This is a genomic window from Bradyrhizobium sp. LeoA1Lang, from assembly GCF_055413685.1.
Genome location: NZ_JBVAPG010000057.1, coordinates 1 through 25,744, shown reverse-complemented (window position 1 = coordinate 25,744; position 25,744 = coordinate 1). Strand labels below are relative to the sequence as shown.

Annotated in this window: 23 protein-coding genes and 3 pseudogenes; 7 read left to right on the top strand and 19 right to left on the bottom strand. The window is 60.3% G+C overall.

Going from position 1 to position 25,744, the window contains the following annotated elements:
- Nucleotides 1–86: 86 nt before the first annotated feature.
- The 4 genes from ACZYOF_RS20250 to ACZYOF_RS20235 all read right to left on the bottom strand — a co-directional run bounded on the left by ACZYOF_RS20250 (nt 87) and on the right by ACZYOF_RS20235 (nt 2,974).
- The gene (locus ACZYOF_RS20250; RefSeq protein ID WP_463716880.1) at nt 87–1,070 is read right to left on the bottom strand and encodes a FecR family protein; all 984 of its coding nucleotides are present in this window, start codon (nt 1,068–1,070) and stop codon (nt 87–89) included.
- A 68-nt stretch (nt 1,071–1,138) separates the two neighbouring features.
- A complete protein-coding gene (locus tag ACZYOF_RS20245; protein WP_463716879.1) occupies nt 1,139–1,699 on the bottom strand; it encodes an RNA polymerase sigma factor in 561 nt (186 codons plus the stop codon).
- A gap of 185 nt (nt 1,700–1,884) precedes the next feature.
- Nucleotides 1,885–2,613, bottom strand: a complete 729-nt coding sequence (locus tag ACZYOF_RS20240) for an STN domain-containing protein (RefSeq protein WP_463716878.1) — start codon at nt 2,611–2,613, stop codon at nt 1,885–1,887.
- A 127-nt stretch (nt 2,614–2,740) separates the two neighbouring features.
- A complete protein-coding gene (locus ACZYOF_RS20235; protein ID WP_463716877.1) occupies nt 2,741–2,974 on the bottom strand; it encodes an energy transducer TonB family protein in 234 nt (77 codons plus the stop codon).
- Nucleotides 2,975–3,096: 122 nt separating this feature from the next.
- Between ACZYOF_RS20235 and ACZYOF_RS20230 the strand changes: the two genes are divergently transcribed.
- The 3 genes from ACZYOF_RS20230 to ACZYOF_RS20220 all read left to right on the top strand — a co-directional run bounded on the left by ACZYOF_RS20230 (nt 3,097) and on the right by ACZYOF_RS20220 (nt 6,210).
- The gene (locus tag ACZYOF_RS20230) at nt 3,097–3,753 is read left to right on the top strand and encodes a TonB-dependent receptor plug domain-containing protein (protein ID WP_463716890.1); all 657 of its coding nucleotides are present in this window, start codon (nt 3,097–3,099) and stop codon (nt 3,751–3,753) included.
- Between the two features lie 145 nt (nt 3,754–3,898).
- A complete protein-coding gene (locus ACZYOF_RS20225) occupies nt 3,899–4,681 on the top strand; it encodes a class I SAM-dependent methyltransferase (protein WP_463716876.1) in 783 nt (260 codons plus the stop codon).
- A 221-nt stretch (nt 4,682–4,902) separates the two neighbouring features.
- A complete protein-coding gene (locus ACZYOF_RS20220; protein ID WP_463716889.1) occupies nt 4,903–6,210 on the top strand; it encodes a PQQ-dependent sugar dehydrogenase in 1,308 nt (435 codons plus the stop codon).
- A gap of 95 nt (nt 6,211–6,305) precedes the next feature.
- Here ACZYOF_RS20220 and ACZYOF_RS20215 read toward each other — a convergent pair whose 3' ends face one another.
- Nucleotides 6,306–7,142, bottom strand: a complete 837-nt coding sequence (locus ACZYOF_RS20215) for a M24 family metallopeptidase (RefSeq protein WP_463716875.1) — start codon at nt 7,140–7,142, stop codon at nt 6,306–6,308.
- A gap of 475 nt (nt 7,143–7,617) precedes the next feature.
- Complete coding sequence (locus ACZYOF_RS20210) at nt 7,618–8,298, bottom strand: TetR/AcrR family transcriptional regulator (RefSeq protein ID WP_130578851.1); 681 nt, start codon at nt 8,296–8,298, stop codon at nt 7,618–7,620.
- A 476-nt stretch (nt 8,299–8,774) separates the two neighbouring features.
- Here ACZYOF_RS20210 and ACZYOF_RS20205 point away from each other — a divergent pair, with 476 nt between their 5' ends.
- Both ACZYOF_RS20205 and ACZYOF_RS20200 read left to right on the top strand, forming a co-directional pair.
- Nucleotides 8,775–9,434 carry a glutathione S-transferase family protein gene (locus ACZYOF_RS20205; RefSeq protein WP_463716874.1) on the top strand — a complete coding sequence of 220 codons (660 nt, stop codon included), beginning with the start codon at nt 8,775–8,777 and terminating at the stop codon, nt 9,432–9,434.
- A 130-nt stretch (nt 9,435–9,564) separates the two neighbouring features.
- Nucleotides 9,565–9,861 (top strand): hypothetical protein, encoded by a 297-nt coding sequence (locus ACZYOF_RS20200; RefSeq protein ID WP_463716873.1) that lies wholly within the window; start codon nt 9,565–9,567, stop codon nt 9,859–9,861.
- A gap of 241 nt (nt 9,862–10,102) precedes the next feature.
- Here ACZYOF_RS20200 and ACZYOF_RS20195 read toward each other — a convergent pair.
- Both ACZYOF_RS20195 and ACZYOF_RS20190 read right to left on the bottom strand, forming a co-directional pair.
- Nucleotides 10,103–10,323, bottom strand: a pseudogene (locus ACZYOF_RS20195) (AtaL-like protein); the annotation flags it as partial.
- 31 nt (nt 10,324–10,354) lie between these two features.
- Nucleotides 10,355–11,230 (bottom strand): SDR family oxidoreductase, encoded by an 876-nt coding sequence (locus ACZYOF_RS20190; RefSeq protein WP_463716872.1) that lies wholly within the window; start codon nt 11,228–11,230, stop codon nt 10,355–10,357.
- A 110-nt stretch (nt 11,231–11,340) separates the two neighbouring features.
- Here ACZYOF_RS20190 and ACZYOF_RS20185 point away from each other — a divergent pair.
- A pseudogene (locus ACZYOF_RS20185) lies at nt 11,341–12,236 on the top strand (LysR family transcriptional regulator).
- Nucleotides 12,237–12,739: 503 nt separating this feature from the next.
- On the opposite strand, the gene ACZYOF_RS20180 reads toward ACZYOF_RS20185, so the two are convergent.
- From ACZYOF_RS20180 to ACZYOF_RS20140, 9 genes and pseudogenes are all read right to left on the bottom strand, one after another.
- Complete coding sequence (locus tag ACZYOF_RS20180) at nt 12,740–12,943, bottom strand: hypothetical protein (protein ID WP_130578855.1); 204 nt, start codon at nt 12,941–12,943, stop codon at nt 12,740–12,742.
- A gap of 569 nt (nt 12,944–13,512) precedes the next feature.
- Complete coding sequence (locus ACZYOF_RS20175; RefSeq protein WP_463716871.1) at nt 13,513–13,716, bottom strand: transposase; 204 nt, start codon at nt 13,714–13,716, stop codon at nt 13,513–13,515.
- Nucleotides 13,717–13,723: 7 nt separating this feature from the next.
- A pseudogene (locus ACZYOF_RS20170) lies at nt 13,724–14,179 on the bottom strand (SDR family NAD(P)-dependent oxidoreductase); the annotation flags it as partial.
- Nucleotides 14,180–14,210: 31 nt separating this feature from the next.
- A complete protein-coding gene (locus ACZYOF_RS20165; RefSeq protein ID WP_463716870.1) occupies nt 14,211–15,002 on the bottom strand; it encodes an acetoacetate decarboxylase in 792 nt (263 codons plus the stop codon).
- Nucleotides 15,003–15,032: 30 nt separating this feature from the next.
- Nucleotides 15,033–16,184: a DUF3734 domain-containing protein gene (locus ACZYOF_RS20160; protein ID WP_463716869.1), complete on the bottom strand. Its 1,152-nt coding sequence runs from the start codon at nt 16,182–16,184 to the stop codon at nt 15,033–15,035.
- 912 nt (nt 16,185–17,096) lie between these two features.
- Nucleotides 17,097–20,249 (bottom strand): efflux RND transporter permease subunit, encoded by a 3,153-nt coding sequence (locus ACZYOF_RS20155; protein WP_463716868.1) that lies wholly within the window; start codon nt 20,247–20,249, stop codon nt 17,097–17,099.
- Entirely contained in the window at nt 20,246–21,322 is a 1,077-nt protein-coding gene (locus tag ACZYOF_RS20150; RefSeq protein ID WP_463716867.1) for an efflux RND transporter periplasmic adaptor subunit, read from the bottom strand. Before ACZYOF_RS20150 ends, ACZYOF_RS20155 begins: the two co-directional genes overlap by 4 nt.
- Entirely contained in the window at nt 21,319–22,452 is a 1,134-nt protein-coding gene (locus ACZYOF_RS20145) for an efflux RND transporter periplasmic adaptor subunit (protein WP_463716866.1), read from the bottom strand. The genes ACZYOF_RS20150 and ACZYOF_RS20145 overlap by 4 nt, the downstream gene beginning before the upstream one ends.
- On the bottom strand, nt 22,449–23,288 hold the full coding sequence (locus ACZYOF_RS20140; protein ID WP_463716865.1) for a sensor histidine kinase family protein: 840 nt from the start codon (nt 23,286–23,288) through the stop codon (nt 22,449–22,451). The genes ACZYOF_RS20145 and ACZYOF_RS20140 overlap by 4 nt, the downstream gene beginning before the upstream one ends.
- Before the next feature lie 242 nt (nt 23,289–23,530).
- Here ACZYOF_RS20140 and ACZYOF_RS20135 point away from each other — a divergent pair, with 242 nt between their 5' ends.
- The gene (locus ACZYOF_RS20135) at nt 23,531–24,193 is read left to right on the top strand and encodes a TetR/AcrR family transcriptional regulator (protein WP_463716864.1); all 663 of its coding nucleotides are present in this window, start codon (nt 23,531–23,533) and stop codon (nt 24,191–24,193) included.
- A gap of 21 nt (nt 24,194–24,214) precedes the next feature.
- Here the strand turns inward: ACZYOF_RS20135 and ACZYOF_RS20130 are convergent, their stop codons facing one another.
- On the bottom strand, nt 24,215–24,865 hold the full coding sequence (locus tag ACZYOF_RS20130; protein WP_463716888.1) for a TetR/AcrR family transcriptional regulator: 651 nt from the start codon (nt 24,863–24,865) through the stop codon (nt 24,215–24,217).
- An 11-nt stretch (nt 24,866–24,876) separates the two neighbouring features.
- A complete protein-coding gene (locus ACZYOF_RS20125) occupies nt 24,877–25,314 on the bottom strand; it encodes a hypothetical protein (RefSeq protein ID WP_165421116.1) in 438 nt (145 codons plus the stop codon).
- Between the last annotated feature and the right edge of the window lie 430 nt (nt 25,315–25,744).

Sequence of the window (25,744 nt, the reverse complement as noted above, 5' to 3'; positions counted from 1 at the left end):
GGGTTTGCAACGCGTTCGTGGAGTTTTTTTCTTGGCCAGGATTCCGAAGGTTTTGCGGTGACTTAACCACCACAAAGACGATGAGCTTAGCTCACCAGCATGATGCCGCCGGGCAGAGCCGTGACCTGCGCGCCAAAGCTCTCGCGCAGCTGGGTGATGACGATATCCAGCTGATCGAGCTTAAACTGAGCGGTCACCCGGCGTCGGCCGAGAGTTTCGTTCATTAGGACGATCTTTCCGGGCCTGTAGCGATTGACCTCTTCGATGACACGCTCCAGGGGCTGATCCCGAAAGAGGAGGCTGCCTTCCCGCCATCCGGTAACGACAGCGGGGTCGATGGCGGTCGTTTGGCCCAGACCGTGGGCGCCGTAAGTTGTCTGCTCGCCTTGTGCAATCATGGCCGACAGGCCCTGCCGATCGATGTGCACGCGACCACCCAGGCACGTCACGCAAACCTCGGTTCCGTCGTGACGGACGTTGAACTGGGCATTGTCCGCCGACATGCCACCGTTCGCCGCAACGACCTCGACCCATCGCGATCGCGTGGTGATGGCGGCTTCGCCCACGATCAACTCGATGCGGTCGACCTGGCGGTCAGCCGCCTTGCGAATGTTGAGGCTGGTTTGGGTGTTCATGTCGATCGAGACGTCGTCCGTAAGCGCGATCTGCTGCCGCTGGCCGGTTTCGGTGCGATAGTCGGCGGCAAATTCGCTCAATGACGGCCACAGGCCAAGCGGCGGCCGTTGCACCAGCACCGCGATGCTTGCCGCGGAGACAGCGAGCGCGCCGCCGAGCAATGCACGGCGTCCAATGAGGGCTGGCCGACCAAGGCCTTGGGCGGGCGGCGGTTGATCGCATTGCCGGATCACGTTTGCGCCCGCAAATCCGATCGCCCGCCAACGCTTGCTCGCCTCGGCGAAGGCCTCAGCGTGCAGCGAGCTCTGCGCCCGCCAGCGTTCCACGTCGGCCAGATCGGTCTTCGTCGCGTCGCCCGAGGTCACGAGGAGAAACCAATCCCAAGCCTCCTGTCGCAATCGCTCGAGCTCGTCCTGGGAATCCTTGATGGTCATGCTCTCTTATAGCTGATTTCTTGGGCCACGACTGCCCGATGCAACCCCAGGTGAAATCCCAGGCTCTTCTACTGCTCTACTTCCTGAGACGATCCCGGCGGCGCTTCAACGCAATCTGGCGGCGAGTTTTTTTCAAGGCGCGCCTCCAATATCGTGATCGCGCGCTTCAGTTCATAAGCAACCGTCCGATTGGAAATTGCCAGCCGCTGTGCAATCGCCCGATGTGTCAACCCTTCCAGCCGTGACGCCAGAAGGATCGCACGCGTTCGCTTTGGCAATTCCCTGATCGCCTGCTCGAGCATCTCGAACTCGAGGCGTCCATGTGTCGTCCGCGCTGGATCGGGGGCGGTATCGGGGACCTCGATCAACGCTTCGATTTCGGACCAGTCCGCGCGCCGCTTCTCGCCACGCAAGCGATCCACCGCGACGTTAACGGCGATGCGCAGCAGGAAGGCCGGCGCATTGTGCACCGTGCCGATGTGGTCGTCGCGGTGCAACCGTAGCCATGTTTCATGCAGGCTCTCGCTTGCGAGTTCCTCCGAGCCGAGTCGATGGGTCAGGCGGCCCCGGAAATGCTCATATCTTTCAACTAGCAGCCCACGCAGGGCTGCCCATGTCGTATCTGCCATCGATTCAACCGAAGTCCCATCGCCTTGAGCTCCCCATGCGCCCATCGCTCTGATCCGAGCCCGCCGATCGGATCGGTATCGCGCATCGCGGCTGCCTGCTGGAAGCGGCCGTTGATAAAAATGGCCACCGGTCTATCCGGATTGCATGACAGATTGACTACCGGACGTTTGTCCTTTGGTCCCGATCAGCCGGAGCAATCTCCCGTTTCACGAGGCGGCCGTGGCGCGATAGTCAGAATGATGGGTTGCGACATACCCGCGGGAGGGCCAACACCGACGGTCACGTTTTGCAGCTCGGCAATAAGGGCGGCATCGCGCGCCTGATCGCCCGTCGAACCGATGAGCGCGCTGGACTGAACATTGCCTGTCGGCCCGATCCAAAGTGCGAGTGCAATCCTGTAGCTGCCAGGGCGGGTTTGCGGGGTGCGGCAAACGGCCCTCAGAACGCTCGCTTGCAGCACCATGCCAAAATGGCTGCTTCGCGCCAATGGCGCCGCTGGTGCATCGGCATCCTGTGCAGCCGCGACAACAATGCTGAACGCATCATTCCCAACACGCCGCGCCGCAAGCCCAGTGCCCAACAGCAGGACACGCAACGCTGGCTCTGGCGCCAGATACCCTTTCACCGGCATTGATCGCCGGCCGGTCGTGAGAGGGGCCTCATAGAGTACCGGCGCACCACTGATTTTCATATAGACGTTGAGTGCGGCATCGAGGTCTTGAGCGGGAATGTCGTATGCGGCTGAACGCAAGGCCTTGGTCGGATTGGCTCCTTGCGCTGCAACGCCTGGTGGCTGAATTGAGATTCCCGCGGCGAGCAGCCCAACTACGACGACAAACCACCCCTTGCGCAACAATTCATTGAAGCTAGGAGGGGACTGCAACGTCGTTCTGTCGTTCTGTCGGCGCCCCACAATGGCTCTCCCATCGTGAGGCTGTTGAAGCACGATCCCGGGCGTAATTCCATGGGAATATCATAACGGATCGTGAGCTGCTTCCTTCAGATGCAGTGCATCCCACACTTCCGACCTCAGTTGAGGCTCAACTTCTTCGACCAAAATCGACGACGATCGTGATACTCATCTCCTTCGGCGGGGGATCGAACGGCGCGCTCGCGCGGATGGTTTGCAGCGCGCTCGCATCGATCTTGGATTGCCCGCTACTTGCAACGATCTTCAGACTGTCGGGGCGGATCCGCCCGTCGGACAGAATGAAGAACGTGACGGTAGCGGAACTGGCGTGCCCGCCGCCAGGGTTGACCAGATGGGCTCGCACTTTTTTCGGCCCTTGCAACGCAAGGCTTGCTGCGGCCTCTGCCCTGCGAACAAGCCGTTCAGCCGGCCAGTGCGCCGAAGACCAACGCGCAGAAGATCAGCGCGAAGAGGAACAGGGAAACAGTGCATCGATTGGTGCCACCAGTGAGGTCAGCCGCGCAAGCTGACGTCAATACGGCATCGGGCGTCCGCAATGCCGCGACGAATCATCAATATAGTAGCGACACTGCCAACCTCGGACCTCTCGGCAACCGAAAGCTGCTCGATACGCCCACTTCAGTGACGGTGATACCGCAGGACTTGATCCAAAACCTGCAAACGAAAACCGTCAGCGATACGCTTCGGTTTCTTCCCTCGGTGGAGATCAGGAACCAGCAAGGATATGTCGTGTCGCGCCCAGTCGCGAGGCTTTCAAGGCACCATCGTACAGCCCCCCGACTTGACGGCCTCAATAGTGCCGACATGACGGCGATCGCTGCCGAGGATCTTTCCGGCATCCAGGTCTTGAACCGGGTTGCCGGCTCTCTCTACAGACCCACAACTCCGGCCGGCGTGTTCAATTACACCTTGAAGCGATCGACCGACGTACCGTTTGCGACTTACACGCAGGACTTCGATTCGAATCCGGCGTCACCGAGTAGGTCATGCAGCCGATGCAGAGCCGCGACACGCCAAGGCTGGTTTTGCCGAATTTTATATTCCATTTTCTGCCTCCCTTCGTCCCAAGGCGAAGGAGATATGTCATTCGGGGATCCCCTTCCCAGAAGGTCGCCAGATTGACTCTGGCCCCTTCAGTACCTTCATATTCATACTGATATAGCGATGTCATTTCCCTCGACTTGCCAGAGGAAACGTCATAATGGCCGAAATAGCGGGTTTAGGCGACGCAGTCGCTGCTGCAGAGCAAGGATTTTCTTGAGTGCAGATGCAACGCGATACTCGACGGCATCACGATGAAAGCGCCGGCGATGCAAATTACGGCGTCATCGGCAAACGCTATGCCGATTTTCGCCGCCCGGACCCTCGGATTGCTGAACTGATCGAGAAGACACTCGGGGACGCACGCACCGTGCTGAACGTCGGTGCCGGCGCCGGATCCTACGAGCCGACCGGCCGCATGGTGACGGCAGTTGAACCGTCAAGTTCGATGCGCAGCCAGAGGCCACCGGGGCTTGCTCCTGCGATCGACGCGGTGGCCGAACACCTGCCGTTTCCTGACGACAGCTTCGATGCCAGCATGTCCACCTTTTCGGTGCACCAATGGAAGGATCTCGATGCCGGCCTTCGTGAACTTCGGCGAGTGACGCGCGGTCCGGTCGTCATCATGACCTGCGAGCCGGCCGAACTCGATCGCTTCTGGCTTCAGCATTACTGTCCTGAGGTCATCGCCGTGGAAGCCAGCAGATACCCTTCCACGCAAGGAATTGCCGCCACACTTGGCGACCAGTCCGAGGTCCTGCCGGTTCCAATTCCGCTGGACTGCACCAACGGCTTCAACGAGGCGTATTTCGGTCGCCCCGAAATGCTCTTGAACCCTGAGGCGCGCCGTGCCTGCTCGGCGTGGGCTTTTGTCGACGACGCCGCCATACAGCGCTTCGAAAACGATCTGTCACGGGATATCAAATTCGGCCGATGGGACGAGCGGTTTGGCCATTTTCGAACAGAACCGCTTTTCCTCGGTTCGCTAAAGCTTATTGTGGGACGTTGACGGCTAACGGATTTTGGCGGGTCCAGCCGACGGGCCTCCGGCGATTGCCTTGCAATCGGGGTTGAGACCAGTTGGGAGATCATCGACTGCAATCGCGACATCAGCCAAAATTGTCACGTTGGCATGAACCCAACCGGCAGATCGTCAACCTGATATTCGCGATCTGCGCCTTCAAGATCCACCCGGCATCCGAAAGCCAGGGCAACCAACAAGGAATCTCGATGAATTTTTCCAGCTTCTTTGCGCGCTTCGTCGCGCTGGTCGGCGGTGCCGCGCTATTGTGGCGTCGGTGGCAGGGGGCAGCACCAAAGCCGGCATGGGGCGATGATCCGCAGATTCCGTTAGCGAAGTCGCAAGGCGCGATCCCGACGCTCAAGATGCCGACGGCCAGGGGCTGGAGCGCCGGCCAAAAACCCGTGGCGGGACCGGGGCTGAAGGTCAACGCATTTGCGGCCGGCCTGGACCATCCGCGCTGGATCGAAGTGTTGCCAAATGGCGACGTGCTCATTGCCGAGGCGACGCAGGTCGCAGGCCCTCCCAGGAGCATGTTCCACTATGCGATGCAGGCGACGATGAGACGGGCCGATGCACTTGGCGTCAGCGCGAACCGTATTACGCTGTTGCGCGACCGCGACCGCGACGGCGATGGCGTCGCAGAAATACGAGAGACATTCATGGAGGGGCTGAACCAGCCGTTCGGCATGGCGCTGGTAGGCGAGACGTTCTATGTCGGCAACACCGACGGCGTCGTAGCGTTTTCGTATGCGGGGGGCACGAGCCGCATCACCGCCGAGGGGCGCAAACTTGTCGAGTTCAAGCCTGCCGGGCATTGGACGCGAAGTCTGCTGGCGAGCCCCGATGGCAAGAAGCTCTATGTCGGGGTCGGCTCGCTCAGCAACATCGCCGAGAGCGGCATGGAGGTCGAGGAAGGGCGGGCCTGCGTCTATGAGCTCGATCTTGCGAGCGGCAACAGCCGCATCTTTGCGAGCGGCCTGCGCAACCCCGTGGGTCTCGCATGGGAGCCGCAGACCGGCGCGCTCTGGACGGTCGTCAACGAGCGCGATGGGATCGGCGACGAGACACCTCCGGATTATCTGACCTCGGTCCGCGACGGCGGCTTCTACGGCTGGCCCTATTGCTATTGGGGGCAGACGGTTGACGATCGCGTCCCGCAGGATCCGGCCTTGGTCGCAACGGCCATCACGCCGGACTACGCCCTTGGCGGGCACACGGCATCGCTGGGTCTATGCTGGTTGCCGGCCGGCACGCTTCCGGGCTTTCCCGATGGCATGGCAATCGGACAGCACGGCTCCTGGAATCGCAGCACGCTGAGCGGCTACAAGGTCGTGTTCGTGCCCTTCGAGAACGGGCGCCCATCCGGCCCGCCGCGGGACATCCTGAGCGGATTCCTCGCACCGGATGAGCGGGAATCCTACGGGCGACCGGTCGGGGTAGCGCTCGGCCCCGACGGTTCTGTTCTGGTGGCGGACGATGTTGGCGATGTGATCTGGCGTGTAACGGGCGCCTGAGCGCACTTGCCAGTACGTTCCTATGACTTTGAAAAGCGCGACATCAAAGTTGCCGGAGGTGGCAATGGTTGTAGACAGGCGATTCGAAAGAGCCGTCATAGCAGGCGTTCATAAAATCCACCGTATGAGCCGCGCGGTTCAACGAGATGGATTTCCAGGATCCAGTGCCGCTCCCGGCCGAGTTCGTCAGGATCGTCCATGCGCTTCGTGTTCCCCGGCTGTATCCGATTCAAGGCCCTATTTCCAGGGATCTGGACGTGAGCGAATTCACTCACAAGATGGCCTGCGATCGCACCGCCAAAAAGCCATCCAGCCTCCGCCGCCGCCTTTTGTGCAAACGCGTATAGTTCGGAACCTGTTATGTCGGGTGATGCATGGTAATGGGCCTGCACCTTTTCGAAGACGATTGGTAAGGCTTCGACTAACGGTCCTCCAGGATGATTACCCAGAATATAGGTACGACCGAGATCCGCTTCCCAGTCCTCGAAGACAGGTCCTAAATCCACATAGACGATGTCGTCTGCCTCGATGCTGCGGACCGGCGGGTTGTCGGCGGCAAGCGTCAAAGTATTCGTGCCCGCCCGCACAATGCGCTTATGCCAGTGCTTCTCAACGCCAAACTGTTGCAATGCGATCGCGTAAATCTCTTGCTCGACCTCTCGCTCCGTCCGCCCCGCTCTGACAAGGTTTCGCCTTTCGATCTCGTCAAACAGCGTAGCTGCCCTTCGCTCTGCCTCAATGAGCGCGACACGCCTTTCTGAAGGTATCTTCTGTCCTTGCTTCACGCCCAAGACTCCACAATCCCAAGGCAACTCGCGTCGGTGGATGTTCTTTGCCTTTTGGCTGACTAGAGCGTGATGATTTTTCTTCGAATCATCATCCCGCTCTATCTTTTTGTTTGAGCATGATCTTTTCGGAAAACCGGTATCCACTTTTCCGGATCATGCTCTAGCCTGCGATGCATCAGGTCCGAATTTCACGAACGCATTCGATACGATCGGCGCTACTTCGTAAATGGCTCATTGTATCGTTATCGATATAACGAGACAAATACTATTCGGTCGGGATATCAATCATCCGATTTTGGAGACTTACCACCTTCGCCTACAGCCGAGCGCTTCACCGGATTTGTAGGCCAGGCGCCAATGGACGGATATAACCCGATCCGGCAGCTTGCTCGGTGCCCCTCTTGTTCAGACATTTGGCGGAGCCAATGCATAAATGCTCCGCTGTGGTCACCAATTGGATGATAGGCCTCGGGAATCGCAACTGAAGAATTCTGCGTCGTTCTGGCCGGCCAAACTTAAAACCATCTATATGGGAGGTCGCGAAAGACCTTGCCCTAAGAAAAGCCAGTTGAGAGTTCGCAGACTGTTTTGGCACATTGCAGCAACTCGCCGCTGCAAGTTAGTGGCCGGTCTTTAGCCCTCCTTTTTTACGAAGCGCTGCCTCGGACTGATTTCCAACGACCTTCGGTAAAGCGCTTGCTTCGACTCCCAACGCTCTGGATGAAAGCTCAGAAAGCGAGCGCTCGAAACGAATGTCGAGAGGAAGATGCTTTGCGATGAGGCGAAAATTCACAGCACCGTAAAGCATGTCAATCACCGCGTCGATGTCGAGAGTTGCTGCAAACTCGCCATCGCGCACGCCGGCTTCAATTACCTCGCGGACCGCCGCCCGACGATCAGCGAAGAATCGGCGATGAAATTCTGCGAGAATTTCGGGTTCGAATTGTCCCTCAGCCAGGATCTCGGCGACTATCCGACCCAATTTGCCCCGATACTGTTTGATCAGTAGTACAAGGTGTTTTCTGATTGCGTCGGCGGCGCTGTCAGCGCGAGGAATGGGCGTATTCGAAATCATCGAGTCCAGGAAGACCTCGATGACGATAGCCGTTTTGCTGGACCACCAGCGGTAGATAGTCGCTTTTCCGACGCCGGCTTTCTGCGCAATCGCCTCAATCGTGAGATCTCGGACCGTCGTCGAGTCCAGCAATGAATGCGTTGCCTCGAGGATGGCTCTTCTCGATGCTGCACTGCGCGGCCGTCCTGTTGCCTTTGTTTCGTTGGCCAAATCCGCTTTCTTCATAACCTGGTCTGTTCCTTCCGGCGCATTTCGGGCAGCCGTGAATCCTGCGGGGGGTGATGCAGATCAACCGAAGAGCCTGAGGGCTCTAACTGTATATTCGGAGCACGTCACCGATCAATCGGCACAGATATCGCCGATAGTTCAGCATGAGGTGCAGATGCGATCTGCGAGGCTGCGAAGTCAGATCGTTTGCCGGGCCAGCAATATCACCTGGGGACCCGGACCGGCGGGGCGATAGGCCACAGCGCCGAATGCTTGAGGAGATCGAGCGAGCGCGTTGAACGGGGCGCCATCAAGTCTTGCCGCTTTGAATGGCCTGTTGCGCTCGCTCTTGCGGCAAAGAAATCTCGCAAACGTGCAAGGGCATCTTGCAATTTCAATAACGAAACGATACGTATCGACTATATCGGGCCGAGCGGTGTCGCTGTCGTGGCAACGCGCGGAACCAGCGGAATTGGCTTGGGCCGAGGCGAAAAATGGAATTTGAGCTTTATTGCCGCGCGGAATCGGGGAACTGTTACAAGGTCGCGCTGATGTTGAGCCTCTGCAACCTCAGTTGGCGGCCGCGCTTCGTCGACTTTTTCAATGACGCGAGCCGCGCTGAATTCCGCGCTAAGGTAAGCGGGATGGGCGAACTGCCCGTGTTGAAGGCGAACAATCTGACATTGTCGCAATCAGGCGTGATTCTCACTTATCTATCGGAGGCGACAGGTCTGTTCGGTGGCAAAACAGACGAAGAGCGCCGCGAGATATTGCGATGGATGCTCTTCGACAATCATCGCTTCACACCCAGCTACGCAACGCTTCGTTTCGTGAGGGGGCTCAGAGGACTGCCCGAAAGCGCGGTGACGGAGTGGCTGCGGGGCCAAGCGATCATTGCTCTCGAGATCGTGGAAGAGCGGTTGAAAGATCGCCCGTTCGTGGTCGGAGATGACTTGACGATCGCGGATATATCGATGTGCGCCTATCAATTCTATCACGAAGAAACCGGGATCGACCGAAGCCAATATCCGCACATTGGAGCGTGGCTTGACCGAATTGCCTCCTATCCGGGCTGGGCGCATCCCTATGAACTGATGCCGCGGGCGCTGGCGTCCGCCGCGCGAGGAGCTGCAGGCCGCGATGACGGGCCTTAGCTCGATCATCCCCGGTGCGAGGAGAGGGCTGTCCTGGGCGTCAACGCGAAGGGGCGGGTCGATCTCGTGCGAGAGGATGCTGACACGGCAACTTGCCATTTGCACCGCTTGATTAGGTTGGGCTGATTTCATGGTTCTCAAGAAAACAAAACCGCAATCTTCATCCGATGAAACGCCTGCAAGTCCGACCGAGCGAAGTGTTCGGTTGTCGAAAGCGCGTCTGACGGTGGTGATGGTCTTTGCCGTATATCCCCTGGTGACGGCTTTGCTCTACGTGCTGGGGCCGATTACGAGCGATTGGCAGATTTGGCACCGCACTCTCATTCTGACGCCAGTTACGGTAGCGTCCATCATATTTGTCATTACGCCCATGGTGAATAAATACTTGGGCACCCACCTCCGACCTTGGCGGAAACAGAGTGATTAATAAGATCTCATGTTCGCTGCGCTTGCTTGGCGCGAGATGGTGTAACGAGTAGATGCGCGCCGCTCCTTGGCTGCAGAGATGCTTCTGTCGCCTGACCTGAAGACTGAAGTCAACCTTCCCCGGCGGTCACAAATGGGGCGAAGTGGCGCCTGGTTTCCACTTGCGAAACGACCGCCCGAGGCGGCGGTCGTTCCAGTTGCGGTCGAGATGAATCAGAGCCTGCCCTCGGCAAGAAGTGCGGCTCGAGTGTAATGATCTCACGGAGGTTCGAGCCGGCGATGGTTGCTTCGCGCACGAAGTGCGTCGAATTCTCTTCGACGACCTCGCAATGCGTGCAGAGACCTTGCGGTAGGAAAAGGCGAGCATCGCGCGCCTTTAGCTCGAGACCCTTCCAGATCTGCTCGCGGGTCAGTCTGGTTTCACCGTCCGGATTCACCGGGCTGTCGCGGTTGAGTAAATCATGATCGATCTCCCTCAATGTCTGACTGTCCACTCACTCGGAGGCCGTAGCGGCCATGCCGTTTGCGAAGTCGCGGTAGGAGTGCAGCGGGCGGCCCAGGATCGTGGTCAGGCGCTCGACGTCGCCATGGTCTGGAATCATGCCGTCACTGACGTAGCGCTCGGCCATCAGGCGCATCTCATAGGCCATCCACTTCGGCATGAAGGTCGCCATGCTCTGCTCGAAGCCACTGGGGTCGTCGCCGCCATAGGCGACTGAGCGGCCCAGCACCTCGGACCAGATCGCGGCCACCTCCGAACCGGTCAGCGTATCCGGACCAACCAGGTTGATGGTCTCGATCGGCAGCTTGCCGGGCGCTTGGTCCCTGCGGATCAGTTCGATCGCTGCAACCTCGGCAATATCGCGGGCGTCGACCATGGCGACACCTTTGTTGCCGATCGGCATCGGATAGAGGCCGTAGTTGAAGATGACCTCCTTGATCATGAGTTCGTTGTCGATGAAGTAGGACGGGCGCGGAATGGTTGCGCTGAAGTCCATCGCTTCTAGCATCCGCTCGGCGCCGGACTTCACTGCAAAATGCGGCACGTTCACGAAGCGATCGGCGTGGATCACCGACAAATAAACCACCCGATTGACGCCAGCCTCGCGGGCAACATTCAAGGTGATGATCGCTTGCGTGAATTCGTCGCCCGTAACCGCGTTGAGCAGGAACAGCGTACTGACGCCGTCGAACGCGGCCCGCAGCGAGCCGATGTCGAGCAGGTCACCCTGCGCGACTTCGACATTGGCCGGAAAGTCGGCTTTTGAGGGATCGCGGGTGAGCACGCGCACGCGAACGCCGCGATTGACGAGTTGCTGGACGACATGGCGACCGACACGGCCAGTAGCGCCGGTAACGAGGATGGTCATGGATTTCACTCCTAATTTGGGTATGCCGAAGTGGCATGGCTCAAATTAGTGATCCATATTCGCGCCAATAGTCGTTATATATGGACACTCTGTCTCACAGGTGGAACGCTATGGACCTGCTGGCTCTGGCCGATTTCAGTCTGGTGGCTCGTCACGGCGGCTTTGGAAAAGCGGCCCGCGCTACGCTCCGCCCGAAGGCGACCTTGTCGCGCCGCGTCTCGGAATTGGAGGCCAGCCTGAATTTGCGGTTGTTCGAGCGGAGCGCGCGCGCACTGAAACTCACGCAGGAGGGACGGGCGCTCTACGAGCGCACGAGCGCCTTGCTCGTCGAACTTGATGAGACAGCGGCAACCATCGCTTCCGGGGGAACCAAGCCGCGGGGGCGGTTGCGGATCAGTGCCCCGCTGCTCTTTTCACAGACAGCGATGGGCAAACTTGCAGGCGGGTTCGCGTTGAAATTTCCTGACGTCAGCCTTGAGGTCACGGCCGAGGATCGAGGCGTCGATATGATCGAAGAAGGTTATGATCTTGCTATCCGCGTCAATCCGGCACCTGATGAAAGTCTGATCGGTCGCGTCTTTCTGCACGACCGTTTGGTCGTTGTCGCGAGCCCATCGCTTGCCCGCGGCGTCGAAGACGCAATGGTTCCGGCGGTCGTTCGCGGCGGCGGCAATCAAACCGAGACCTGGGACGTGGTGACGTCCTCCGGGAAATCGCGGTTAACCGCCAATCCGATCCTTAGGCTTTCGTCGCTTCCGATGATCCGCGATGCCGTGCGCGCGGGCGTCGGGGCGGCGCGACTTCCGATATCCCTTGTGAAGCATGATATCTCTGCCAGACGGCTGGTGCATTGGGCCGACGTCGATGGGCCGGATATCGCCCTGTGGGCGCTCTATCCCTCCCGCCGTTTACTCAGCGCACGCGTTTCAGCCTTCCTCGAGTTTCTGAAGGCCGCCTTTCCAGAGGGACTCCAGACGAACTTGCTAGTTACATCAGCGACGGATGACGGCTATGGCGCGAAGCGGGCATCCATTGCGCTAGACTGAGTTCGCAACTCTGCACTGAATGGCGCCAAAATGGTGCCCAGGGGCGGAGTCGAACCATCCGTCTTCGCCCTTCGGGCTACGCCGGACACGGCCCGTCGCTCGTCGGGCTCGCCACGCGTAGCCGATTGGCGAAGCGTGGTGCCCAGGGAGGGAATCATACGCAATCACCGACGCGGCGAACCGCTATTTGTCCTTAGCATGGTGGCCTGAGCGCTTGGCATGGTGGCGGAGGTCCGCCATATCGCTATCGCAGGAGCCCTGTTTTCCTATCGGAAGGCAGCCTGACTCGCGAGGCCGAGTCGTGAAAGTCCGCCAAGAGCCGCCGTTTGTGAGCGATCCATCCCCGCGTAAGAGGGGTAGGCTCAAATCCCGGGGGCGCAACCACCGATATCTATATTCGGTTCAAGTTGCGATCTGACCTGACCGAGAGCGACCATTGCGTTCCGAACGCAGTGAATATCTTTTAAGCTGTTGATTTTTCTTGCTGCGTCGAGCGTTTCCGTCCCGTTTTGTTCATGGTCGTTTCACAAAATTCGTTGCGGCGTTCTTGACCAAGACAGTGCTCGCTGAAAGCTTGGCCGGTCGGCGGGCGTGCCATCTCTCTGCCGAAACCGAGGAACTTCGGGATGATGATGGGACGCTGCTCGGCGGCACGCAGCTGCCGCACGGTGGACCGCTGGCCAGACTCAGCTGCTGTGTCGCGGCTTGGGTCAGACCGCCAAGACTGGCCCTTGGACCCACTCTCGGACATCGTCGGAGTGTCTCGATCGGTCACGAATTGATAGCCGAGGATACTGCTCGCATGCCCGTCTAAACGTGTGGCAGCGATCTGGATATGGTGTCGAACATCACTTCAACTTGGCCCGGCGATGACATCACCGAGAGCGAGTCCTGCACAAGATTGGACGCCGGATCGTAGCAAATGCATCGCATCCTCTCACGATGGGCAGCCGACGACGGCGGAAAGTTCGATGCTTCCGCCATCGCCTAGCAGTGAAGCCGACTACAGCGCCGGGGTGATGACACACTGACGCAGCGCAACCGATCATTTTAGGCGAGTTGGGGAATAGCTGTGCGTTCATCCCGATCATCATACCAACACCTGACGAACGTTTTGCTCGAATGTTGCGTGGTCCAGTATCCGCCATCGCCGTCAACGAACTCGCGATAGCTGGCAAGCTCCATCCACCACCGCGGCCCCGGCCTGCCATGAATGACGTCGTTGTCGGCGCTGATCTAAATATGATCGTCCACTGCCTCTCTCAACTGACGTTGCCAGCCAAACAACTGCTGCGGCGACAATCCGTGCCGTTGTGCTGCCGAACAGACCGGGTCGCCACTCACCATGATCTCCGCAACAACCCGCGCCTTGTCCTCGTCGCTCCACTTCCGCCGATGGCCGGCTCCAGTGAAGGCCTCAAGCCGCCGCACCGGCTCCATGATAGCACGGAGACGCGGCCAGCGAATGCGCCGAGGCCGGTGTGATGATTCGGCCCCAGCCTCGTTGCTTCATGCCGGGAGTAACGGCACGGATCGCATGGAATGCGGCGGAGAGGTTGATTGCGATCACTGCGTCCCACTTTTCGACCGGAAAATCCTCGATCGGCGAGACATGCTGGATGCCGGCATTGTTGACGAGCACGTCCACGCTCCCAAACGTCCTCTCGGCGAACGAGATCATGTTGGCGATTTCCATCGGCTCGCCCATATCGGCGGGCGAATAGATAGCCTTCACTCCGAAATCTTTCTCGATTGCAGTCCGCGTTTTTTCGACATCGCCCGGTGCCCCAATCCCGTTGAGCACGATGTTGGCGCCCCCGCTTGCGAATGCCCGCGCGCACCCAAGGCCTATTCCGCTTGTCGAGCCGGTCACAACGGCCGTCTTGCCCTTCAGAACACTCAATTCACTCTCTTTCTATTGCATGCCTTCACGTTCAGCCGACCAAATCGGTCTCGCGGACTTCGAGGAGACGTCGGCTTGGCTGTTGGAGGTAGTCATGCACGACCTTGCCCAGCCCGAGCGTAAGGTCGGCCAGTATGTGAACCGCGGACACCACCTCGAGAACTGGCAGATCAGCTACGGGTGCCAACGCATGAGGCGTGAGATGGAGCGCCGCCGGCCCGGTCCACGCGCCCTTTATCGTGACATCCTCGAGATGATATTCGACCAGTTCACAGATGCGTGGCGTGCCGTCGACGTCTGGAATGATCTTGAGAAGGAAGTTCGGCTCCTTGAGAGCGGCTTTGACTTGCACTAGGTCGGCCGCGCGGTGCTTGTATCCCGTCGTGCCGGTTGCTACCCGCAACGGACCGTAATCCAGAGTGCCGATGAGCGTATCGACTTCAGTCCGCAGCGTCGGCTGAGCCAGCTTTTTCGGAAAGCCCCAGAGCTCGCGGCCGCCGGCGATCGGCCCCTCATCGTTCAGGAACATGCAGTGGGTATAGCCGCCCCTGCGACCGCGGAACGACACCGGGATGACTTGGCCACTCTCGGTGTAGTCGCCAAAACCACTGGAATCCGGCATGCGGATGAATTCATATTTGACCAGCGCCTCGCCTTCGTCAAATTCGAGCGGAGCCGGAACAACCGATCGCAGCTTCGCCGGATCGGTGCGATAGGTGATGACAAGGTATTCGCGGTTGACGAAGCGGTACGGTCCCGGCGGATAGGCCGGATTGGTGAGCGGCATCGCAAATGCTCGCTTCAGAACTTCATTTTCGCGCACTTCAATTCTCCTGTGACTGACCGGCTTGGCCTATTCACGACCATCCTGCTCAAGATCGAACGTGGAGACGCCGTCCGCACTGGTCGGGCGGGCCAGCACCTCGGGATGACGAAGGGTGCGTAACGCATCGTGATAACCGGCGCGCCAATGATCCTGCATCGAGAGGCGAGAAAACTCGTAGTCCTTGGAGTGGCCTTCGTAGTCCCGCGCGCGATAGATCAGATGGACGAGGTTGTGCACGTTGCGAGAGGCAGCCGTCCTGAGCAGCCTGACGTCCTCATGCTCGAGCAGATCTTCAGGCAGCCTGCTCAATAGAATCCCCAGCTCTCGCTGCAGTCGGTGCAAGCTTTTGAACTGGTCCGTGCTTGCTCGCGTGCGGCTCGAGTATTGAATCTCTTTCTGACGCGTAACGACATCGGCCATATTGCGCGGAATCTGGCCACGCGCGCTCCAGAGATCGACCTGAAACACAAGCGTGTCTTGACGGGCGCCACACTCGATCACCCATTGCAATGGTGTGTTGGATACGAGGCCGCCATCCCAATAATGTTCGCCATCGATTTCGACCGCCGGAAATCCCGGCGGTAGCGCCCCGCTCGCCAGAACGTGCTCCGGCCGGATCGTATGCGTGGCAGTGTCGAAATAGACCAGATTGCCGGTCCTCACATTGACGGCACCTGCGCTGAACCGCATCATACCGGCGTTGATACGATCGAAATCGACGAGCCGCTCCAGTGTCGTCTTCAACGCGCTGGTGTCGTAGATGCTCGTGGCGGCAAGCGTTCCACCCGCTTGTAGCCACGGCGCCAGTGGCCGCGCGGAAAAGAATCCGTTCGCGCCAAACACGGCCGCAAAGCTCGCATTTACCTGATTGAGAAAATTGCGGGTGTGATCGCTGTTCATCAAATCGGTGAACGGTGCGTCCAACGTCACCTGCGTCCAAAACTCGCGAAGCCGGTCAACTCGGGAATTGGGCGGATTGCCCGCGATAATTGCAGCGTTGATCGCTCCAATCGAGATGCCGGCAATCCAATCGGGATGGATGTTGGCTTCAGCCAAGGCCTCGTAGACGCCTCCCTGATAAGCCCCCAGAGCGCCGCCGCCCTGTAAGAGCAACGCTATGCAATCGAACGGCAGACGCCGGTCGGCGGTCGTGAGGTGTGGCCGGGGCTGAAAGTTCATGGTTCTGTGCTCTTGGTTTGCGATTGCTCAGGCCTGAGTTCTGTCCGGGACAGGTCACCGCGGCTTCACGATCAAAACTTTAATATACTATACCGTATAGTTTATTATTTGCCCTGTCAAGCGAGCCCATTCACAAACTCGTGCTGCAACCGATTGAGGGCCCACCCTGGTCGTTGGATTTTGGCCGGCCTCGCACTCGGAATTGAATGCGGAGGCTCAAAGCTGTTGCGTGTTGTTCCCAACCGGCACGCTGACGCAGCGCCAAAGTGTGCCGACGTTACGCAACCGCGGTGAACAAACCGGTCTCAGTCAGCAGCACCAGCGAAGCCAACGCACTTACAATGTTCACCGCAGAGTTCGTAGGGTGAGATACTTCCCGCCCGCTAGTTGCATACCCGAACGCGTCTGTGGCTCCTGTAGGCGTAGTAGCAGTCGCTATCGGAATAGTTGCCATCGTTCGAGCTGCCATAAGCATAGCCGGCATAGGCGCCAGCGGCGTAAGCTGCACGATAACCGTATCGTCGCCCGCCGTAGCTATGGCTGAAGCTTCCGGAGCGGCCGTAGCTGACTGATGCAGAGCGAGCTTGGACCGCGCGTGCAACCGCGGGTCCGTCACGACCGCCGGCGCGAACGCCGCCAGGCGCTCTTAGATCGCCGCCAGGACCAGCGCCGGCGCCAAGGCGAGGAGCCGGACCGCCGAGGCCGGCACGGGGCACACCGCCAGGCCCCATCGGAGGATGGCCTCCGAACGCCGGAGGACCGCCGGCCGCGATCGGAGGAGGACCGCCCGGCCCCATGGGAGGAGGACCGGGGAATTGCGCAAACACCGCAGTCGGTGCCAACGAAATCGTTGCGAGCGTTACGCTGACGGACAGCGTCAAGAGTGTCTTCCTGGACATCGTAGTCTCCGTTTCAGATTTGCGTTTCAAGGACCGGCACCGGCGCGGCCGGCGCAAGAGTCGAGTTCGACGAGTGGCTGTCGTGCGCCGGGTCAACGGTCTCACGCACTGGCCCGCCGTCGTCGTGAACAGGGTGGATCCGGAACCACGCCACATAAAGCGCGGGCAGGAACAACAGCGTCAGCAGCGTGCCGACGATGATGCCGCCCATCATCGCGTAGGCCATCGGCCCCCAGAAAATCTCGCGCGCGATTGGAATCAGCGCGAGACTCGCGGCGGCCGCGGTCAGCAAGATCGGGCGCATGCGATGCTCGGTCGCTTCGACAACGGCATCCCAGGCTGGACGCCCCTCCTTCCTTAGATCCTCAATCTGCACGATCAGGATCACCGAGTTTCGGACCAGGATGCCGATCAGCGCCAGCACACCCAGGATGGCAACGAAGCCGAGAGGTGCGCCGCTCGGCAGCAGGGCCATGACGACGCCGATCACGGCAAGCGGTGCGACCGCAAACACCAGGAACAGGCGGTGGAAGCTCTGCAACTGAATCATCAGGACGGTAGCCATGACGAACAGCATGAGCGGAACGACGGCCACGATCGGCGACTGGCTCTTGGCGCTTTCCTCCACGGAGCCGCCGATCGCCACCGAATAACCCGCCGGCAGTGCTTTGCTGAAATCCGCCACCCTCGGTGCCAACTGATCCATGATTGTCTTCGGCTGGACGTTGGTGACGATGCCAGCCTTCAGCGTGATCGTGGGAATCCGCGCGCGGCGCCAGATGGTCGGCTGCTCGATCTCATAGCGCAGGTTGGCCACGGTCCCGAGCGGCACCGACTGCCCACCCTGCCCGGTCAACTGCAGATCTCGGAGCGTATCGATCGAGCTGCGATCGACCGCGGTCGCACGTCCAGTGACATTGACAAGATAGATGCTGTCGCGAACCTGTGTGATCGGCGTGCCCTCAAGCACCGAGTTCAGGGTGGTGGCGATGTCTTCCGACGTCACGCCGAGCTGGCGCGCCTTGTCCTGGAGAACGTCGACCTTGACGACGCGCGCAGGCTCCATCCAGTCGAACACGACGCTGCCGAGGTCGGGGTTGCTCCGGACGATGCCGGCGAGTTCCTGCGAGAAATCCCTGACCTTCGCGATGTTGGGCCCGCTCAGGCGGTATTGCACGGGACGTCCCACCGGCGGACCGACCTCGAGCAACTTGACGTAGGTGTCGGTGCCTGGAAACGTCTTCCTCAGATATTCCTCAAATTGTGCCTTGACGAGGTCGCGCGCCTTTATGCCGCCCTTGGTCACAACGACTTGCTGGCCGAACCATGTATTGGCCGTCTGCACGTCGAACGACAGCACGAACCGCGGCGCGCCCGTCCCGACATAAGTCGACCAATGATCCACGGCGCCATTGCCCTGCAGCTGTTCGCGCTCGAAGCGCGCCATCTGCGCATTGGTGTCTGCAATGGAGGCATTTTGCGGCAAATTCCAGTCGATCACCAGCTCGTCACGGTCCGATGAGGGAAAGAACTGCTGCTGCACGAACGTCATGCCGAACAACGCGACGAAGAAGGCGGCAACCGTCACGCCGACGGTGATCCAACGGCGATGCATGCAGATGAGCAGCAGGCGGGCGAACATCTGCGCCAGCCGGCCCTTCTCCTCATGGTGGCCCTTCATCTTTGCGGGCAAAATGGTGACGCCGAGCAGTGGGGTGAACACTACCGCGACGATCCACGACACGATCAGGGAGACCGCAATCACCACGAACAGCGTGAAGGTAAATTCGCCGGCATTGCTGCTGTTCAGCCCAATCGGGATGAAGCCCGCGACAGTGACCAGCGTGCCGGTCAGCATGGGAAAAGCGGTCGACGTATAGACGTGGGTCGCCGCCTTTTCCAGGGGATCGCCGACTTCCAGTCGAGCCACCATCATCTCGACGGCAATCATGGCGTCATCGACCAGAAGGCCGAGCGCGATGATCAATGCACCAAGCGAAATTCTCTGCAATGAAATGCCGGCATAAGCCATCACCACGAAGGTAATGGCGAGAACCAGCGGGATTGCGATTGCGACGACAAGCCCGGCGCGCATGCCTAAGCTGAGAAAGCTGATGGCGAGAACAATGGCCACCGCCTCAAACAGCGCTTCGGTGAAGCCCGACACGGCATGCTCGACGACGACGGGCTGATCGGCGACCAGGTAAACGCCGACGCCGATCGGCAGGTCGGCAATGACCTTTGACATTTCCTCCTTCAGCGCCTCGCCGAAGTGAAGCAGGTTTGCGCCGGACTTCATGCCGATGGCAAGCCCGATTGCAGGCTGGCCGTTGTACCGGAACAAGCTCTTGGCCGGATCGGCATAACCGCGCGTGACGGTCGCGACGTCAGTCAGCGGAAAGAAGCGGTCGTTGATCCGGAGATTGATCGCGTTCAGGCTTGCCTCCGACGTGAACCGGCCGTTCACGCGCACGCTGATCCGCTCGGCCCCCTCCTGGAACACCCCAGACGGCGCGACCGCGTTTTGTCCCTGGAGGGAGGCCATGATCGAGTGGACGTCGAGGCCAAGGGCCGCGATCTTCCGGGTGGAGAATTCCAGATAGATCACTTCGTCCTGCGCGCCGAGAATGTCGACCTTACCCACATCAGGCACGGTCAAGACCTTGGCGCGGATACCTTCGACCTCGTCGCGCAGCTGACGCTGAGTCAAGCCGTCGCTGGTGAAGGCATAGATGTTACCGAACACGTCGCCGAAGCGATCGTTGAAGCCGGGCCCGACCACCCCTTGCGGGAATTCGCCCTTGATATCCGCGATCATATTGCGGACGCGGACCCAGGTCGGCTTCACGTCGGCCGCCTTTGTCGTGTCTCGCAGATAAACGAATACGGTGGTCTGGCCCGCGACCGTCACGCTCTTGGTGTAGTCAAGCGATTCCAGCTCCTCGAGCTTCTTTTCGATCCTGTCGGTGACCTGGCGCGTCATCTCTTCGGGCGATGCGCCCGGCCACTGCGCCTGGATCACCATGGTCTTGATGGTGAAGTCGGGATCTTCCTGACGGCCGAGCTGAAGGTAGGCGAAGAGGCCCGCCGCCATGAAGGCGAACATGAAGTACCAGACGAGCGAACGATGGCGGAGCGCCCAGTCGGAAAGGTTGAACGACTTCATGGCTTCTGATCCCGTTCGATACGGACTTGTTGTCCTTGCTTGAGGCTGTGGATTCCAGCGATCACGATGCGCGTACCGGGGGCAACACCCCCTGCGACGCGTGCACCTGCGGGGTCCCCGGCGAGATCGACCTTGTGCAGCGACACGGTGCTCGCAGGCTGATCGATGACCCAGACGAAATTCGCGCCATCCTTGGCGACCACCGCAGAGGCGGGAATGCGCAATGTCGGACTTTGTGCTTCGCCGAGCGTGGCCGTAATGGTCGTGCCCAAGCGAAAGCTTTCAGGGGGATTGTCCAGGGTGATGCGGACTCGCCGTAGGCGCGTCACGGGGTCCGCCTGCGGGGCGATCTCGCGAACCTTGCCTTGGACCTGAACGGCGGGGAGCAGCTGTAAGCCGACTGTGAATGGCAAGTCGATTTCAAGCGGCGCCGGGAAATCCTCCCCGATATCGACCACCGCCTCCCTGATGTCGGGCCTCGCAACTGTCACGACATTCTGGCCTGGAGAGACCACCTGCCCGACTTCTGCGCCCACCGCAGTGACGACGCCGGCGAAATCGGTCTTGAGCTGCGCATAGCCCCGTTGCTCGACGGCCTTGATCAAGCTCGCCTGTGCGTGTGCAACCGACGCTGCGGCGCCGGCCCTCACCTGCTCGGCATTGTCCAGTGTCTGCTTTGTGGTTGCGTCAGTTGTGATGAGGGTTCGCTGCCGCTCCTCCGTCGCCGTTGCAGTTGCCAGCTGCGCCTCGGCCTTCGTAAGCTCAGCCCTGGCCGAACGTACCGCAAGCTCCAGAGCGGTGGAATCGATGACCCCGACAGTTTGTCCTTCGCTGACGCGATCACCAACGTAGACGGGACGCCCGGTCAGACGTCCCAAGACGCGGAACGCGAGATTCGTCTTGTACCGCGGCTCAACAATGCCTACGGCGACGATGCCGTCCGTGCGGCTCGGCTCAAGGACCATCGACAGCACGGGTCGTACAGGCTCGGGCGCTTTCGCCTCCTGCTGGCATCCAGCGAGCAGCAGCGCCGACACAAACGTGCCGGCGGCAATCGTGGCGCACCTCTTCATGATCGGTCTCCCTCATACTTCACGGCCTGGCCAACGCTCAGCAGCTTTCCGCCATCGATCACGACGCGGTCGCCCGGCTTGAGGCCCGCCTTGATCAGCACTTCACGGGCTTCATAACCGCCGATCGTCACCGGCTTGAGCGCAGCCATTTTGGTCGCGGGATCGACGGTCCAGACGGCGGGCTTCGATCCCATCGCCGCCAATGCACTCCAGGGCAAAGCGATCTGCTGCTGGGACTTCGTTTTGACGGCTCCCGCAACTGCGCTACCAAGTGTCATCGCTGCCGGCGGATTCTGGATGGCAACCTTGACGCGGATGGTCGCGCTCTTCGCATCAATCGCGGGCGAGACTTCCCTGACATGCCCGTTCGCCGTCACCCCTGCGTCGGAGACAAGCGCCAACGATACACGGCTGTCGTCCAGATCGCCAAAGAAGAGGGATTCGTAGACGTCGAAGACGGCATCACGTTCACCATCCTGCGCCAGCGAGAAAACGGGCTGCGCGGCCTGTACGACCTGGCCGACTTCCAAATTGCGCGCGGTGACCACGCCTGCCGCGTCGGCGCGCAGGGCGGTATAGCCAAGGGCGTCTTTCGACGTTCCGAGCTCCGCTTTTGCTGCTTCAAGCGCACCTTCTGCGGTTCGCAATCCTTCCTGCGCCTGATCGTAGACCGTCCGCGTGGTGAAACCGCTTGCGATCAGTGCTTTTTGCCGTTCAAAGGTCGCGCTGGCCACGCGCAACTGGGATTGTGCAGCTATGACCGCTGTGGTCGCGGCATCGACATCGGCCTGCTGCTCGGCCGGATCGAGCACAGCCAGGACCTCGCCAGCCTCGACGTGAGCACCGACATCGACATGGCGCGCGAGCACACGTCCGCTGACGCGGAACGACAGATCCGTGCGAAACCGGGCCTGGATTTCGCCGGTCAGGGTGACGGAGGCTTGTCGGTCGCGCGGCTGCACGATCTCCGTGCGCACGATCGCGGCACGCGTGATGGGAGCAGCGACATGATCGTTGCAGCCACTCAGCGCGATTGCGACAAGTGCGACCGCAAGGCCACCGGGACCTCTCAGCTTGCGTTTGCGGGTAGCTTGATCGATTACGGTGTGGTTCGCAGCATGATGGTTCATAGCAGGTCCATGCGGTGGCGGGGTGACAACAACTCGCCCTGCACATCCGCCGCTGGAACGGCGGAGACCGGTTGGGCTCCGCGAGCCGGATTCGGATCCGGTCGAGTTCCAACGGGGCGGCTGCCCCGAACGGGGCAGTTCGCTCCGGTGCAAAGCTCCGAGGCATTGGATGGGCTGACTTTTGGCCGGCGAGGCCACGGTATGATGCGACGCTTCGCCATCGCCCTGTTCGCCTGTCGCTCACGCTCTATCAGCGGAAACGATAGGACGACGGATGTGAAATCCGTGCCGAAGCCGTGCTCGACCCGGCCGCCGAGACCCTTGGCAAGATCATTACTGATCCGCAGTCCGCGCCCCGCAGCGCCCCGTGCCGGCCGCGAACCATTGTCCAGGACGACGCAATTCACCACCGCGCCGATTCGTGTCAGTTTGATCCTGATTTCTCCGGTCCGCGCCTCAAAACACGCATGCTTCGCGGCGTCGGTTACAAGCCCGTGGACGATCAGTCCGAGCCGCCGGCATCGCTCTGGTTGGAGCGGAAGAGATTCGGTGGCGAGTGCCAACCGGATATTCATTCGGTCCAGCAACGAACGGCGCATAGCGCAGCCCATCATGCGGATGTATGTCGCGGCGTCGATCAGCGCCTTGCCCCTCGGCATTGCGAGCGCCTTCTGCACATCGGCATAACCGTGCAACAGTTCGACCATGTCGCTTAAGGCGCGCTTGGCCTCAGGCCCCTCAGCTCGAACGGCCGCGACCGAGACCAGGTTGATCGCCGAAGCGAGCCCACTATTGATCCGGTGATTCAATTCGCGCAGTAGAATGCCCTGCTCCACAATTGGCGAGTCCGGGCTGCACACAGTCACGGCGATCTCCTTAGGTTGCGCCGGATGAGTGGGGCCAAACGCGCATGTGGCGGCCGGCCGGTCATCCGGATGAGCTGTCGCAGGCCTGGCAATCAAAGCCAGCCATCGACAGGTAACTAAACTATACCGTATATTTTCTTTTTGTTGCATTTCCTTCCCGGGCATGTCAAGTGGGATCTAGACGTGCACAAACTCGTGATTAGGAAACAGTGATGGTGAAGAACAAAAGCCCGAAACGCGGCAGACCGCCCAAGGACCTTGCCGGCGGCGTCCAGGCGCGGATTCTCGATGCAGCCCAGCAGCTCTTTCTCGAGAAGGGGTTTCGGAGTGCCAGCATCGACGATATTTCCGAGTTGGCCCCTGCGAGCAAACCGACCATCTATGCCCATTTCCCCGGCAAGGAGGCGCTGTTCGAGGCTGTGGTGGCCCGGACCATCAACGGATTGACAGCTTTCGAGGGGTTCACCCCGGCGGGCCGCACCATCCAGGAAAAGCTCGCCAATCTCGGCATCGAGATCGTGGAGAGATTCGTCGAGGACACGTTGGACCTCACGCGCGCGACGATCGCCGAGGCGCGGCGATTTCCCGAGTTGAGCCGAAATGTTCACGACGCGGCGCGCGACCGCGCGGCTGGGGCAGTTTCGCAGCTCTTGAACGAGGCAACGCAGAGGGTTGCGCGCTCAGCCAAAGGACCCTTCAGCGCAAAGCGGAGCGTTGCGACAGCGCAGATGTTCATGGACCTCATTCTGCTTCCGATGCTTATGAGATCTCTGATGGGTGAGGAACTGAAGGACCTCAGAAAAGAGCTGCCGACGTTCCTGCACGAACGGGTCAATTTCTTTCTCGCGGCTTGCGAGGCGGACTGGAGGCCGTGAATCAGCCATAGACCCCGCTCGTTATCGTTGCGCCACGGCTTTCGGACGCAAGTCAGCGGCCAGGTCGATCGACTGGCCCCACGGAGCGTGACGCAGCGCGCCTGCGCAGAAATCCATTGTCTCGTCAAAAGTGGGCCGAACGGTAGCTGCGTTGATCCGCGACGGACTGAGATATCCGTCCATTGCTTCGAGCACGCAACAGGTCATCGCCGTCGGACTTCCCTGTCGTAGCTCGCCGCTCGTCTGTCCGGCAGCAATGATCGCGCGCACAAGTCTCCGGATCCGGGCTGCGTAAGACAAAGCGACCGCCCAGTTCTCGCGTACCGCCGCAGCGACCAATTCGTGTTGCTTGCTGTCGTTCTCCAGCCGATGGTCGTGCAGCTGTGAGATCGCCCTCAACGCTGCCGTTAGACGCTCCAGGGCGGAGCCGCCGCGAACCGCAAGCGTTGCAGCCGCAGAGGCTTGTTCGAACAGGCCCGCCACGGCTGCCTCCTCGATTGCCTGCTTTGAAGGGAAGAAGCGGTAGACGTTAGCGGGCGACATCGACGCTCCGCGAGCGATATCGGCGACGGTGGTCTTCTTGAAACCGATCTCGCGGTGCAATCGGATCGCTGCTTGTACGATCCGCCGACGGATGCACGGCGATCCGGCTTGGCCTATCCGCTGCTGCATCGCGTGGGACCTCAGCGAGATGGGATCGAATGCAATTCGCACCGGCAGGCTTCCCCGAAAGCACGCAGGGGATCCATTTCCTCCATGAATTCCGGCAGATCGACAAATTCGCGGTTTGGCGACAGGTAGGTTTCGATGATCAGGCGACCTGCCCGCTCCGCGGCTTGAACCACTTGATCGCTGGCCAGAATCCTCATCCGCCCTATGAGCGCATACAGATTGACCAATTGCGGAATCTCGGATTTGTCGCTGACGAGCGCGTCGGCGTAGACTCGGGAGGCTTCCTCGATGAAGCTTCGATAGAGCCGCTCGCGCTTGGAAATCGACCGGGCATAGTGACGCTCGCGAAGCCTGCGGCGCCGAGTCATCCATCCAGTTACGATCGTAGAGATCGCTCCGAAGGCCGAGCCCCCGAACGCGGCGAACGCGGGAGCATACATCGTGTTCATGCGATCATTCCTCATCTTTTGCGTCCCGGCCGGCCCGGGGCGATCCTATGGTCCTGACCGAAGCAGTTCCCGCAGCGTGCTCGAAGACGACTCTGCAGGCATCGCTCAGGTCTGACATTCTTTGCCTGAGACAGGCCTCCACATTCCTGGCGTCAGGGATGTAGCTCGCGCACAGCCGGAAGGCGTCAGGCGCGCATGCGGCCCTCTGCTCGGGAGTGCCGCGGTTCTCCTGCGCAAAGGCAGCCCCATTGCCGATCAATGCCAGCAGCATGACGATTAATGTGGACTTGAACATACAGAACCGAGCTATGGCCGAAATTGGGTGATGGGGCTGATCAGGCGGCGCGGTTAGCTGGCGTCGTCGATTCTGCGACGCCGTCGGTAAATTTGACGCCGGCAATGACCCTTGGCAACTGATTTTCGCCCTTCA